The organism is Dialister sp. (assembly GCF_036343215.1).
Taxonomy (GTDB): domain Bacteria; phylum Bacillota; class Negativicutes; order Veillonellales; family Dialisteraceae; genus Dialister.
Genome location: NZ_JAZASU010000003.1, coordinates 47302 through 61322, shown reverse-complemented (window position 1 = coordinate 61322; position 14021 = coordinate 47302). Strand labels below are relative to the sequence as shown.

Sequence of the window (14021 nt, the reverse complement as noted above, 5' to 3'; positions counted from 1 at the left end):
AAATTCCATTTTATTTTTCCCCTTAATGAAATTAACGCATGAAAGAGAGGCAGACATTTACAGGTTTGAACAAAGGATAAACATTTATTTAATAGTGCTTCTTTCACTTTTAAAACCAGTATGAAAAGTTTATAATTAGAAATAGAGAAAAGAAAAATAATTCCAAGAAGAAGGAGACTCCCATGAAGAATCTGAAATATATTTCCTGGAATGTGAATGGCCTTCGCGCCTGCCTGAAGAAAGGTTTTATGGATGCTTTTGAAAGTCTTGACGCGGACTGTTTCTGCCTGCAGGAGACAAAGCTTCAGCCTCACCAGCTCGTGCTGGATCTTCCGGGCTACCATCAGTACTGGAACAGTGCCGTCAAGAAAGGCTACAGCGGAACCGCCATTTTTACAAAGGAGGAACCGCTTTCCGTTACTTATGGGCTTGGCATAGAAGAGCATGACCAGGAAGGCCGGCTCATTACGGCAGAATTTGATGATCATTACCTCCTCTGCTGCTACACACCCAACAGCCAGCGCGGACTGGCCCGTCTTCCCTATCGCATGATCTGGGAAGAGGAAATGAAGAAATACATGACAAACCTGGAAAAAGTCAAACCGGTTATCCTCTGCGGCGACCTCAATGTGGCTCACAATGATATCGATATCGCCAATCCGGCGGCCAATCATAAAAACGCAGGTTTTACCGATGAAGAAAGAGAAAAAATGACAAACCTTCTCTCGGCAGGCTTTACTGATTCTTTCCGCCTCCTCCATCCGGATCAGAAAGAAGCCTATTCCTGGTGGAGCTACTTTGCCAAATCCAGGGAACGCAATATTGGCTGGAGAATTGATTATTTCCTGGTTTCTGACAGCCTGAAATGCCATATCAAAGGGGCTGCCATCCATCCGGAAATTATGGGTAGTGATCACTGCCCCGTAGAACTGGTTCTGGGCTGATGAACACTAAGGAAAAAGGTGGTCTGCCGGAAAAAAACCATCAATTGGACAATGAATCAGCACAAAGCATTCTCCGGCACAAAGTTGTATTGAGCGCCATGCTTTTCATCTGCGTTTCTGCCCTTTTATGCATTGCTGCTTTGCTTAGCCTGTTTATTTATGCCCGGATGGAAGGAATTACTTTCAATCCTTTTGTCGATGGGCTGATTATTGTAACCATCCTGCTTATTCTTTTCATAAGCCTGAAAATCAATATTTCCTTTTACAGGTACATGCAGAATTCCATCATAATCCCTCTGCAGCAGCTATCTCTAGCTGCCCATGCTATTCAGTATAGAAATTACAATGTAGTGGTAGATCATTATAGCCGTGATGAAATTGGAGAAGCCTGCAGTGCCTTCAGAACTATGCAGCTATACCTGAAAAACTCCATTGCAGAACGAGCTATGTCTATGACATCCCGAAAAATCGTTTTTTCCGGCATTGCTCATGATTTAAGAACACCACTCACAACAATTATGGGATATACGGAAGCCCTGCAGCTTGGCATGGCTAAAACTCCTGAAAAGCAGCAGCAGTATCTTGAATCTATCGCATCCTGTACTGATGACCTTTCAAAGCTTATTGATGAACTTTCCCTGTACAACAAACTTTCCACCAGCCGTGTCATCTGTCATCCCCACCCTGCAAATTTCAGTCAGGTCATCCGAAATTTTATTAATGAAGATAAACAGTACCTGAATTCAAGGAATGTAACTGTTACCTATGATACAGATGAGAGCCTGACAGCTCTGATTGATAAAAAAGAATTTCAGCGCGTTATTTTCAATCTACTTTCCAATACGGTTAAGTATCGGGAAAAAGACAGCTCAAATGTGTTGATTACTATTAAAAAAAGCGGTCATTATGCGGAATTTTCTTTCAAAGATGACGGACCCGGCATACCATCCCAGAAACTTCCTCATATTTTTGAGGCATTTTACAGAACTGACGAAGCCAGAAGCCGAACGAGCAATGGCAGCGGCCTTGGACTTGCCATTGTCGCTGAAATTATTACTGCCCACAAAGGACGGTATCATGCAACAAGTGAAAATGGATTAAAGATTATTTTTGATATCCCACTGGCAGAAGGGAGTAACGTGGAATGACCAATGTACTGATTGTTGAAGATGAACCTAAAATTGCAAATATGGAAAGAGATTTTCTGGAGGGCTCCGGTTATACTCCATTTGTTGCCACCACTGGGGAAGAAGCAATGAATATCATGAAGCGTGAGCGGATTGATGCCATTATTCTTGACATCATGCTGCCTGGTGAGGATGACGGTTTTTCTCTGTGCAGAAAAATGCGTGAAATGACCGATGCCCCCATTATCTTTGCCACTGCCCGTACAGAAGACGCAGATATAGTAAGGGGGCTTGGACTTGGTGCCGATGATTACATCGTGAAGCCTTTCCGCGGTACCGTTCTCATTGCCCACCTGAAAGCTCAGCTGGCTACCCACGAGCGACTTTTAGGAAAAGACGAAGGCTTTTCTGATATTGAAAAAGGTCTTATGGTAGCCGACCTCAATATACGCCCCAAGGCAAGGCAGGTAACGGTAAATGGCATCCCCATCAGTCTTACGGGAAAAGAATTCGAACTGCTTTATTTCCTTGCCAGTCATCCCAATGAAGTTTTTTCTAAAGAACAAATCTTCCGTAAGGTCTGGAGTTTCGAACCGCTTGGTGAATCTTCCACCGTCACCGTTCATATTAATCGACTCCGCGAAAAGCTGAAAAATGCTACAGGAATGCCTTATGAGAGAATTGAAACGGTATGGGGATCCGGATACCGCTTCCATGCAGAAGAAAAGGAGAATGTCAAGTGAATATACTTGTCACCGGCGGAGCCGGTTTCATTGGCTCCCACCTGGTCGATGCTTTAATAAAAAAAAAGCATCAAGTAACTGTAATTGATAATTTTTCCACAGGCACAAGGGAATTTCTAAATCCAGAAGCCGAATTTATAGAAGCAGATATCCGGACTGCTTCGCTTGAGGATATCTGCCTTGCCCGTCACTTTGATGTGGTTTATCACGAAGCCGCCCAGACCATGGTTCCCGTTTCTATTGAAAATCCACATTTTGATGCTGATGAAAATGTGATGGGACTTCTCTCCGTGCTGGAAGCTGCCCGAAAGACAGGCGTGAAGAAAGTCATATTTTCCTCCTCTGCCGCCATTTACGGCGATAACCCGGCCCTTCCCCTGAAGGAAGACGAAATACCGGAGCCTACCTCTTTCTATGGCCTCACCAAGTGGATCACGGAAAGATACCTGGACCTTTACTACAAACTATACGGTCTTCACTATACGGTGCTCCGCTACAGCAATGTATATGGGCCCCGTCAGGGTGCCCATGGCGAAGGAGGAGTCATTTACATCTTTGCCAAAGCCCTGACCGAAGGCAGAGATATCACCATCTTCGGTGATGGCGAACAGACAAGAGACTTCATTTCCGTCCATGACGTTGTTTCGGCCAACCTGGCCGCCCTTTCAAAGGGAGATGAAGAAATCTGCAACGTAAGCACAAAAACGGAAATCTCCCTGAACGATCTGGCTCATGAAATGGTGCGCCTTGCGGGACGGGATGAATCGGTCATTCATTACGGTCCGGAACGGACCGGAGATATTTACCGTTCCTCCCTGGACAATGACAAAGCCCATGAAATCCTCGGCTGGAGGCCCTCCTATACCCTGGCCGACGGGCTGAAAGACACCATCGAATTTTTTCAGAAACGGGAAAAATAAATCGGGAAATAAAAAACTGTGACTCCTCCGGGAATCACGGTTTTTTATTTGCAGAAATATGTAAGTTTAATAATTCTGACTTTACTGATGACTCTATCCTGAGAAGCCATCACGTTGAATCACGAAGAAGGATAACTGAAAATGTTCCCTGGTCAAAATAAAATTCATGAGAGCAGCTTTTCTATTTCCTTTGCCACCCCGTCTTCTTCATTGGAAAGGCAGATCCCTTTGGCCGCTTTCTTTGCCACTTCATCCGCATTGGATACGGCAAAGGACCGGCCCGCGTATTTCAGGAGGGGCACATCATTTTCCGTATTTCCAAAAGCCAGGATTTCATCGGGTCCGATTCCTTCTTTTTCACAGAGATACCGGACGGCCTGGGCTTTATTTACGCCTTTTTTATGAACGTCCACGAAATCATCGCCTGGGAATACGATATCCACTTCATTCCCAAATTTTTCTTCAATCGCTTTGCGAATGATCATCCGTTTTTCAATAACAGGGTCCGCGAAAATGACCCTGGTCACCAGCCTATGGGGATGGAAAAATTGATCCCCCAGGAACTGCGGCTTTTTGGACCGGTATTTCTGATACTTGATTTCCGTACCGTCCGGTTTTTCCATGTATATCTGATCATCCATGAAAATGGTGGTGCCCCAGCCTTTTTCCTTTGCAAAATATAAAATGTGGGATGCCAGCTCCGGGGCAAGACCCTGCTGCAGCACGGGTTCTCCGGTTTCACTCATCATGATCCAGGACCCGGTGTAGCAGATGACCGGGACATTGCCCAGGTCCAGCAGGTCCACCTTGATTTTCGCCGAATCCCACATGCGGCCCGTGGCCACGACGATTTTAAATCCCCTGGCAAGGGCCCGGCGTATGACGGAGCGGGAATAAGCGGAAATCGTCATATCGTCATGAAGAAGGGTGCCGTCTAAATCGATGGCAATCATACGGATGGACATAAAAACTCCTTTGTCAAACATGGAAAAGTTACAGATTATCTTTTATAATGATTATTATAACATTCTGTAACGGAAAAAGGAGTTTTTATGAAATATCGCTTTCTTCTCCTCCTCACCGCACTCATCTGGGGCTTTGCCTTCGTGGCCCAGGTGGTGGGTATGGATACGGTGGGACCCTATACGTTTAACGGTGTCCGGTTCATACTGGGTTCTCTGGCCCTTATCCCGGTCATTCATTTCCTTCATGAAGAAAAGCCGCCCCTTTCGACAAATATCCCTCTCTGGACCGCCTTCCTCTTTTGCGGCGTTCCCCTTTTTGCCGGGGCTACCCTTCAGCAGGTAGGACTCCAGTACACCACCGCTTCCAAAGCCAGTTTTCTAACCGCAAACTACATCCTTCTCGTGCCCATCACTGGTCTTCTTCTGGGTCTTTCTCTTCACCGGAATCACCTTATCGGGGCCCTCCTGGCCATCATCGGTTCCTACTGCATGTCCATTACCGAGGATTTTACGATCAGCCTTGGGGATGGACTCATGCTCCTCTGTGCCCTGGGCTTTACCATCCAGATTCATGCATTGAATTACCTGACGCAGCGATTCCCGCCGGTTCTCCTCTCGTCAGGGCAGTTTTTCGTCGCAGGCCTTCTGAACCTCATTCTTGCTTTTTTCTTTGAAACTCCCACCCTTTCCAGTATCGAAGGGGCGCTCTGGCCCATCCTGTATACAGGACTTTTTTCCACCGGCGTGGCCTATACGCTCCAGGCCGTGGGGCAGAAATTCCTGCCCCCTACGGAAGCTTCCATGATTCTCAGCATGGAAATGGTTTTTGGCGGCATTTTCGGCGTCATTTTTCTGGATGAATCTTTCACCTTCACCCAGTCCATCGGCGTCATTGCCATGATTGCCGGCGTATTTTTCAGCCAGCTGCCAAGTCCCGTGCTCATTAAAGGGAAATCCATATTCTAATCCCATATTTCCGGTTCATTTTTCTTTCAGAAAGGAGAAATCAAATGAAAGAAATCGTTATTGCCCAGCCCCTTGGCATTGCAGAAGAAATGCTCAAAAGCCTTTCTGTAAATCTCGAAGAAAAAGGCTTCCACCTTACCGCTTATGACACCCTGCCCAAAGATCAGGAAGATCTGGGAAACAGGATTGAAAAGGCAGACCTTCTGGTCATTGCCAATTATCCGCTGAAGAAGGAAGCTCTTGCAAAGGCTTCCTCCCTCCGGTATATCTGCGTTGCTTTCACCGGCGTGGACCATGTGGATATTGGCTTCTGCCGGGAAAAAGGAATTGCCGTTTCCAACTGTGCCGGCTATTCCACGGAATCGGTGGCAGAACTGGCCTTTGGCATGATTCTTTCCCTCTACCGTAAACTTTCTGAAGGCGGAATCGCCACAAGAAACGGGAAAAACAATGCAGGTCTGGTGGGCATCGAAATCAAAGACCGCACCATCGGTATCATCGGAACCGGCGCCATCGGTTCCCGGGTGGCAGAGCTGGCAAAAGCTTTCGGAGCTAAAATCATCGGTTATAACCGTTCGAAAAACAATCCTTCCATCGATTATGTGGATCTCAATACCCTCCTCAAAACGAGTGATATCGTCACGGTCCACCTCCCCCTGGCGCACGAAACCCGCCATATTCTCAATATGGAAAAGCTTTCCCTTATGAAGAAAGACGCCATCCTCATCAATACGGCCCGGGGCGGAGTCATCGATAATGAAGCCCTGTCAGCACTCCTGAAAGAAGGAAAAATCGCCGGCGCCGGCATCGACGTTTACGATGGAGAACCGCCGCTTCCTGCTGATTACTCTCTCCTTTCCGCTCCCAATCTCGTCCTCACTCCCCACGTAGGCTTTGACACGAAAGAAGCCATGGCCAGAAGAGCGGTCATCGTATTCGATAATCTGGAAAGTTATCTCGCAGGGAATCAGAAGAATGTGATCTGCTGAAAGCAGTTGGCCATTAGAAGTTCATTTTCTGCAAAAGAAAAACCGCCTCCTCTCGAGACGGTTTTTTGATATGGAAATAGAACCATGCAGCCTATGGCGTATAGCATACAGCTCATAAGCCAACGGCTGACAGCTAACGACGAATCCCCATCACTTTCCGGAAATCCTCCGGCAGCGGCGCTTCCATCACTTTGCCGGAGAGATTGGAAAGATTCCCTTTCATTTCCGGAAATTCCAGCCGGAAGGCGTGGAGCATCTGCCGCCTGATATGAAGCTTTTCCGAGGCGGAAATGCTTTCTTCACTGCCATATTTCTTTTCCCCCAGCAGAGGATGACCGGCGGCTTGAAAGTGAACGCGGATCTGATGGGACCTTCCGGTGACGAGAAGGATTTTGACCAGGGAAAACGTAATGCCATTCTTTGCCAAAGTCTTCAGCCGTTCAAATTGCGTTTCTACGGGAAGGCTTCCCCTGACCGGTTTTTCACTAAAGGAGACCTGATTCTTTTCCCGGTCCTTCGCCATGTACCCTTTGAAAACGCCTTCCCCGGGAACTTCTCCCAGTACCAGGGCTTCATAGTACTTATGGACGGACCTGGACCGGATAAGGTCATTCAGGACCTGGAGGGCTTCCATATTTTTCCCTGCCAGCAGGAGGCCGCTCGTATTCCGGTCCAGACGGTTGCAGATGGATGGCTTGAAAGCAGGGGTTATGAAATCTTTCAGATACGAAAGGACGCCATCATTGAGGGAAAGGCTCCCCGACGAATCGCCCTGGGAGAGAAGGCCGGCCGGCTTGTTCAGGGCGAGGATATTTTCATCTTCATAGATGATAAAATCCTCAAAATGAGGAAGTCCTTCTGCTTTTGGCTCCACCTTTTCATTTCCCATAAATTTTGACAAAGTTTCATCAGAAAACCAGATAGCAACTTCGTCCCCTGCCTTGAGATGCTCTTTCCCTTCCATTTTCTTCCCGTTCAGGGTGATGTTCTTTTTCCGGAGACTTTTACGGATGAGTCCCATGGATGCCACTGGAAGAAGGCGGCATACATATTTCAAACCATTGACTCCTTCCTCTGAAGGAGTCACAATCCAGGATTTCATTTTTATTTCCCTTCATAGAGGAATCCCGCATCCCGCAGGGCCTTTTCTATTTCATCCAGTTTTTCCTCATTTTCCGCTTCGATGAGATGACTGTGAATGCCGCCGCTGATGGCGGAAAGGAGAGTGAAATGGGTCTCCCTCATTTTCTCAAGGAAGAGACGGATATCCTCTTCATTTTCGATTTCCAGCTCCGCCGTCATGATGCCATACATTTCATGATCTATGGAAACATTATGGATAATCCCGCCATGGGTCACAATGATTTCCATTTCCCTCCCGGTCTGCCGTTTCTGGTGAATGCAGACAAAAGTCCTTTCCGCATGGGCGGTCCTGTTCTTTTCGATGTAATACCCCCGGGGCGTGGATATGACAGGAAGGCCTGAGGCCTTCAAAAGTGCCACATCCCCCACCACAATCTGCCGGCTCACCTGAAACAGGTCGGCCAGGTCATTTCCCTTGACTTTTTTATCACTTTGAATCAGTATATCCCTAATTTTTTCCCTTCGTACCTTTGCATTCATGGCAGCCTCCCACGCAGGAAAAATCATAATACGTTCTATTTTAATTATATACCCATTTTTTGCAAAGACAATGGAGAATTATTTGATAAGGCTTAACAATTTTTTCCTGTCTGTTTTACCGGTGGATGTACGCGGAATGGCAGGTACCTTCACGAAGCGGGATGGGATTTCCCAGGGATGAAGATTTTCGGAAAGGATATGGACCAGCCCCGTCCCATCGGGCACATTTCCCGACAGGAATGCGCAGATGGAATCATCGCCATTTTCTTTCTTAATGGACAAGATTTCTGCCTCCTCGATTCCCGGAATCATGAGGAGGTGGGCCAGCACCTTCTGCCGGGCCACATGATTGCCCTGGATATGGTACATATCCTCCCTTCGCCCCAGAAAATGGAGATGTCCCATCTCATCCATCCTGCCCAGATCATGACAGGTATAGGGCCGATCGATGCCCTCCACCCCGTAAGGCGTATCCACCCATATTTCTTCATTCCTGATGGAAATGGAAATACCGGGAAAGGGCTTTCCTACGGAATCCGGCGCCTGGAGGATTTCATTTCCTTCGATATAGGAAATATAGCTGAGCTCGGAGGCCCCATAGTAAAGAATGATTCTGGAATGAGGAAATACTTTTTCCAGACGATGGAAAAGGACCGCCGTCATGAGCTGGGAACCGGTGAGGATATATTTCAGGGATTCTGAAATGCCTTTAACCTTTGACAGAGGGGAAAGCTTCGACGGAATGAGGTACGCATGGGTGATTTCTTCATTTTTTATGGTCTGCAGCCAGGCCTTGGGGAGAAGGCGGCTCGTGCAGTACAAAGATGACCCCTCTGCCAGGAAAGCCATGGCCATGTTCAGGTTTCCCGTAAAGGCAAGGGAACCGTGAAGAAAGAGGCGGGCCTTCCCGTCCACTTCAAAAATTCTGTTCTGGAGCGGGAAGAAATCGGACCAGCTCTCCCCCCTGCGGAAGAAAATCTTCGGAATTCCTGTGGAGCCGGACGTGAGGACACCGAAATCGCCGTTCTCCCCATGATTTCCATTTTCACGGACATAGAGAGAATTTTCCTTTTTCATGGAAAGGGAGGGAAATTCTTTTTCGGAAATAAAAAGGTCGATTGGCCTTTCTTTCAGCAGCAGATAGATATCCTCTTCCTTCAGGTATTCGTGGACCAGGACCGGGATACCTCCTGCCGCCTGGACAGAGAGGAAATAAAGAAACTGTTCCGCCGGGTCTGTGAAATAGAGAGCTGTCACTTTTCCCTTAACCTGAATTTTCTTTAAGAAAGAGCTCCTCTTTTTAATTTCTTCCGCTCCTTCTCCATAGGTCATCTCCCTGTCATCACAGGAAAAGAAGAGAGAATCTCCCCTTTCCCCGGCAAACCGGAACACATAGTCAGAAAATTTCATCATCAGACCTCCACGGGAAATGGGATTTCCGCAGCCGTCCTGAAAATGGACCGACCCTTCCAGAAGCTTTCATCCACATGGGAAATGAGGATGCTTTCGGCCACCCCGCCGGCCGCCGGAATGGAGGCGATTCCATAGCGCCCGTCCTCATGAGACAGAATAGCCATGAGGTGAATCATGATTTCCGCGCCGCTGGCCCCATAGGGATGACCATAGGCCAGGGCCCCGCCCCAGCGATTGAGCCTTTCTGCCACGTCGGGGTGATTTTTCCTGAAGTCCGCAGAAATCACCGCAAACGCTTCATTGTACTCGAAAGCATCGATATCTTTATAAAACAAACCTCGATCGGAAAGGAGGGCGGATACACAGCGGTCTGCCGAAAGGGGCGGTACCAGGGGATCGCTTCCCATCATTTTCATGCTCATGATTTCCGCTGAAGGCATGACCCCATGACGTCTTGCCCACCGTTCTGAAACAAGAATGACAAAAGCCGCCCCGTCATTGATGGTGCAGGTATTGGCGGCCGTCAGGATCCCGCCCGGAAAATCAGTCACCCGGGGCGCCCGGGCCAGAAGCTTTTCGCTCATTCTTTTGCGGATGGCTTCATCCCTCGTGCTTCCATAGAGAGGAAGGATCACGGAATTTAAAAGTCCCGCTTCTTCCACCTGCTTCGCCCGATTCTGGCTTAAGAGAGCTGACTCATCCGCCATTTCCCGGGTAATATGAGCTTCTTTGGCTGCCCGTTCGGCGCCAAGGAGCATGGCATCATCGGAAAATTCTCCCGGTATGAACTGGGCCGCCGTAAATTCAGGATTTCTTTCCTGAGCCCTCTCGTCATTTTCCACGTATATCCGCCTCGGCTGGAGAGAGGCACTTTCCGTTCCTCCCGCAAAGACTACGTCATTTTCTCCTGCCATGATGGAAAGGGCTCCCATGTGAATGGCTGCAAGGCCCGATGCGCACTGAAGGTCAATGGTCATGGCCGGTGTCCTTTCCGGAAGTTTTCCTTCCAGCGCCAGTAGACGGCCTATATTTCCTCCCGGTCCCACCGCATTCCCACAGAAAAGAGCGTCAGGACCTTTGATTCCATATTTCTCACAGAGCGCCCTGACAATCCGGCCGCCCAGGACTTCGGGCCTTACTCTTTTGAAAATGCCATTTCTTACACCGATATGGGTCCGAAGGCCGCCCAGCATATACACCCTGTTCATAATTTCTCCATAGTGAAACATAAAACATCCGTAAATCCCTGAATCCCTGTCCCCTCTTCCCTGAGATAGAGCGGTTCACCGCTGTAAAGGGGATGATGAAAACGAAGCTTTACGCTTTCTGCAGGATAGAGCCTCATCAGTTCCTCCATCAGCTGAAAACCGCTCACCACGGGATGGGAGGTCAGATGGATTTCATTGTGGTCTCCCAGGGAAAGGCTGTACGCATGAACTTCTTCGGGAGTAAAGGTCTTCCAGTACCTGACCTCTGAAGGTGCCGGACTTTCTCCCTGATTTCCTGAAAATGGAAATAAAAGGATGGAAATCCTCTCACCCGTATCCTGATCGGTGACGGAAAGCTTCACGAAACGTCTTCCGTCAAATGTCTCCTCATAGCGTCCCCGGGAATTTCCATTTCCCTTTTTATATTTCATTTCCCCCATGACCATGCCCTGCCATCCCGGTTTCCACAGGGTGCAGAGCTTTTCAATGATTGTGTGCATAGTACCTCGAATAAAAAAGGCGGAAAGCAAAGCTTCCCGTCTTGAAAGTCTTAGAAATCTCCCAGCAGTCTCCTGCGATACTTGCTGACCAGGAAGGACGCAAGAAGGATTTTTGCAAAATCCCCGGGCAGGAAGGGGAACATGCACATCACCATGGCCGGCCAGATGCCCGTACCTGTCAGGAACATGAACCAGCCGATACCCATGATATAGCATACGGCAGTCCCTGCCAGAGTAGCAAGAAACATATTTTTGAAGGTATAACCCAGTTTTTCAGAAACCAGGCCTACCGCAAAAGCCATGGGTGCAAAGCCGATGATAAAACCGCCGGAAGGGCCGGCCAGTACCGAAATACCGGCACGCATCATGGAAAAGACAGGAACTCCTGCTGCTCCCAGAAGAAGATAAATGACGATAGCAAGGAAACCGTACCGTTTCCCCAGAAATCCCCCTGCCATGAGTACCGCAAAAGTACCAAGGGTAATCGGCACCGGCTGGATTGGAATCGTCAGCTGGGAGCAGACTGCCGTGACGGCAGCAAAAAGGGCACATAAAACCTGCATTCGAATGGTATGATTGTTATTCATAAATGAAATCCGCCTCCTGTATGGATTTCATTATAAAGTGAGCTCTTTGATTTGTCAACTGAATAAATTTATGCGTTGACAAATTTCAAAAGCCCGCCGGTCTGCTTCTTTTAATAGAGGACCGGAATCCAGTAGGCCTCGTTGCCCGCAATCTTTTCTTCGCTGAACCGCGCATAGAGGGCAGACGTTTTTTCTCCCAGCATGAAGCAGGAAAGGGTGATGTATCCTTCCAGGATGCCCACATCCGTTTTCGTCACGATTTTCGGCTGATTCACGAAACGCTGGACCAGATTCGCCCCGCTGTCCCGGCAGATCACGTCTTCCGGCTCCTCCACCTTTTTCCGGTAAATCACCTGTCCCCTGCCATTGATGATTTCGATTCCCTTTCCCTCGCGGCCCCAGATGGGTTTTCGAATCCACTCGGAATCTTCCGGCATATCTCCCAGTCGGAAATCCCTCTGGAAATAACTTTCCGGAATGTATTTCCGGATAATTTCCTTTTCCCTGCCATTGAAAAAGCCGCCTTCCTCCATGAGGGCATAGAGCAAGGCCTGAAAACCTTTCGACTGCATAATGAGACATTCCGGAGGATTCATCATTTTAAATCTGCCTGCCTTGTACCCGTCCATCATGAGTTCGCCCAGAGAAGAGCCATCCTGGTCCGCCGTTTCCTCAATGAGGATTTCCATGGGATGCATGCGATAGAGGAAGGAAACCGTCCTGCCGTCTGGAAGGGCCAGAGAGCCGTCGGGCATGATGGCCAGATTGTAAAAAGATTCGAAAAGGATATGATCCCGCACATCCTGGGGCACCGCTTCCTTCATGGCATTCATGAGGAAAAGGGTGGTCCCGTAGTCTTCGATATAATCATCAAAACAACTGAAAAGGATGGGATGAGCCGAAAGGTCTGCCATACTCATGGTTCCGCAGCAGCGAAGGTACACATCCATCATGAAACTACGAAGACCGTTCATTTCAAAGGAATTGGGATTGTCCTTTTGGAAATACTTCGCCGCCACTCCATTGGCATAGTAAGCCTCGATTTCCGCGCAGGGCGTGTCCGCATTGATTTCTACCATCTGTATGCGGCCCGATTTTTCATCAATGACAAAATCAAAACGGGAAAGCCAGGTGGGAAGGTCCTTCAATGCATTTCCTGAATGGAGATAATGCTTCATCCTCTGGGGCATATCCATGGCATCAAAGAAATCATCGCTCATTTCCTGAAACCGGCGGACTGCCTTCACGAAAATCTGAAAAAGCTCGCCGCTCACCCGCCGTATTTCCTCCACCTGTTTCCGTTCCATAATGAGGGGCAGATGCGTGGGATAACGGAAAGGATAGCCCGGGTACTCCACGTAAGGAAATATTTCACGGTCTATATCATCCATAAAAGTCTTTTCCATCAGGACGCTCCCCCTCTCACGCCGGCCCCGCCAAAGCCGGTCTTGCCACCGGATGGAGCAGTCACCGTAGATTTATTGGAAGAAGTCCCTGATTTATAGGAAGGACTTGCCTGCTTTGCCCCATTGGACCCATATTGCGGATTCTTCTGCTGCGTATAGGCAGGACGGTCATTGATGACGGTGCCCGAATTCCTGTCATAATGGCCGGACCAGCCGCCCATGCCATGAAACATGAAATAACTCATCATCATGAGGGGAAGCAGATTGGACATGCCGGAAATATAATGAAGATTATCATTCTCATCCCGCCGGAAAGTCACTTCCTCCCCATTCTCATAGCGGGCCGTCTCCGTACCGTCCGGATTTTTAATAAGGTAATAGGTCCTGCCGTTTTCATCGGTCAGCTTTTCCCCCTGCACCTGCTTTTCCTGTCCGCAGCCCGAAATCAGGGCTGCCGTTCCGTTCAAAGCCATAAATGCCGCAAGGATGGCTGCGGTCTTTGCGCTTCTGTGTATCATAAGAGTCTCCTTTTAAATAATCCTTTGAATCAATCATATCATATGAAGTACTCCGGGAAAACTCTTTTCATATGACCCTGAATGTGATATTCTTAATACATATTACATAGAA

At 48.3% G+C, this 14021-nt stretch carries 15 protein-coding genes; 6 read left to right on the top strand and 9 right to left on the bottom strand.

Features of this window, described 5'->3' with window-relative positions; all coding sequences use genetic code 11:
• Positions 1 to 191 precede the first annotated feature (191 nt).
• Genes VZT47_RS02225 through VZT47_RS02210 form a run of 4 tightly spaced genes read left to right on the top strand, consistent with a single transcriptional unit; the run spans position 192 to position 3734 of the window.
• The gene (locus VZT47_RS02225; protein WP_330223390.1) at positions 192 to 944 is read left to right on the top strand and encodes an exodeoxyribonuclease III; all 753 of its coding nucleotides are present in this window, start codon (positions 192 to 194) and stop codon (positions 942 to 944) included.
• Complete coding sequence (locus tag VZT47_RS02220; RefSeq protein WP_330223353.1) at positions 944 to 2092, top strand: sensor histidine kinase; 1149 nt, start codon at positions 944 to 946, stop codon at positions 2090 to 2092. Before VZT47_RS02225 ends, VZT47_RS02220 begins: the two co-directional genes overlap by 1 nt.
• Positions 2089 to 2814, top strand: coding sequence for a response regulator transcription factor (locus tag VZT47_RS02215; RefSeq protein WP_330223352.1), 726 nt, complete (start codon positions 2089 to 2091; stop codon positions 2812 to 2814). Before VZT47_RS02220 ends, VZT47_RS02215 begins: the two co-directional genes overlap by 4 nt.
• Complete coding sequence (locus VZT47_RS02210) at positions 2811 to 3734, top strand: NAD-dependent epimerase/dehydratase family protein (RefSeq protein ID WP_330223351.1); 924 nt, start codon at positions 2811 to 2813, stop codon at positions 3732 to 3734. The genes VZT47_RS02215 and VZT47_RS02210 overlap by 4 nt, the downstream gene beginning before the upstream one ends.
• Positions 3735 to 3898: 164 nt before the next feature.
• Here the strand turns inward: VZT47_RS02210 and VZT47_RS02205 are convergent, their stop codons facing one another.
• Positions 3899 to 4699, bottom strand: a complete 801-nt coding sequence (locus VZT47_RS02205) for an HAD family hydrolase (protein ID WP_330223350.1) — start codon at positions 4697 to 4699, stop codon at positions 3899 to 3901.
• An 87-nt stretch (positions 4700 to 4786) separates the two neighbouring features.
• Between VZT47_RS02205 and VZT47_RS02200 the strand changes: the two genes are divergently transcribed.
• Positions 4787 to 5665, top strand: a complete 879-nt coding sequence (locus VZT47_RS02200; protein WP_330223349.1) for a DMT family transporter — start codon at positions 4787 to 4789, stop codon at positions 5663 to 5665.
• 44 nt (positions 5666 to 5709) lie between these two features.
• The gene (locus tag VZT47_RS02195; protein ID WP_330223348.1) at positions 5710 to 6654 is read left to right on the top strand and encodes an NAD(P)-dependent oxidoreductase; all 945 of its coding nucleotides are present in this window, start codon (positions 5710 to 5712) and stop codon (positions 6652 to 6654) included.
• Between the two features lie 133 nt (positions 6655 to 6787).
• Here the strand turns inward: VZT47_RS02195 and VZT47_RS02190 are convergent, their stop codons facing one another.
• The 8 genes from VZT47_RS02190 to VZT47_RS02155 all read right to left on the bottom strand — a co-directional run bounded on the left by VZT47_RS02190 (position 6788) and on the right by VZT47_RS02155 (position 13909).
• A complete protein-coding gene (locus VZT47_RS02190) occupies positions 6788 to 7756 on the bottom strand; it encodes an RluA family pseudouridine synthase (protein WP_330223347.1) in 969 nt (322 codons plus the stop codon).
• A gap of 2 nt (positions 7757 to 7758) precedes the next feature.
• On the bottom strand, positions 7759 to 8277 hold the full coding sequence (locus VZT47_RS02185) for a transcription repressor NadR (protein WP_330223346.1): 519 nt from the start codon (positions 8275 to 8277) through the stop codon (positions 7759 to 7761).
• 78 nt (positions 8278 to 8355) lie between these two features.
• A complete protein-coding gene (locus tag VZT47_RS02180; RefSeq protein WP_330223345.1) occupies positions 8356 to 9690 on the bottom strand; it encodes an AMP-binding protein in 1335 nt (444 codons plus the stop codon).
• Positions 9690 to 10898: a thiolase family protein gene (locus VZT47_RS02175; RefSeq protein WP_330223344.1), complete on the bottom strand. Its 1209-nt coding sequence runs from the start codon at positions 10896 to 10898 to the stop codon at positions 9690 to 9692. The genes VZT47_RS02180 and VZT47_RS02175 overlap by 1 nt, the downstream gene beginning before the upstream one ends.
• A complete protein-coding gene (locus tag VZT47_RS02170; RefSeq protein WP_330223343.1) occupies positions 10895 to 11398 on the bottom strand; it encodes a hypothetical protein in 504 nt (167 codons plus the stop codon). The genes VZT47_RS02175 and VZT47_RS02170 overlap by 4 nt, the downstream gene beginning before the upstream one ends.
• Positions 11399 to 11448: 50 nt before the next feature.
• Positions 11449 to 11985: a biotin transporter BioY gene (locus VZT47_RS02165; RefSeq protein WP_330223342.1), complete on the bottom strand. Its 537-nt coding sequence runs from the start codon at positions 11983 to 11985 to the stop codon at positions 11449 to 11451.
• A gap of 110 nt (positions 11986 to 12095) precedes the next feature.
• Complete coding sequence (locus VZT47_RS02160) at positions 12096 to 13391, bottom strand: glutathionylspermidine synthase family protein (RefSeq protein WP_330223341.1); 1296 nt, start codon at positions 13389 to 13391, stop codon at positions 12096 to 12098.
• Entirely contained in the window at positions 13391 to 13909 is a 519-nt protein-coding gene (locus VZT47_RS02155) for a hypothetical protein (protein ID WP_330223340.1), read from the bottom strand. The genes VZT47_RS02160 and VZT47_RS02155 overlap by 1 nt, the downstream gene beginning before the upstream one ends.
• Positions 13910 to 14021 lie beyond the last annotated feature (112 nt).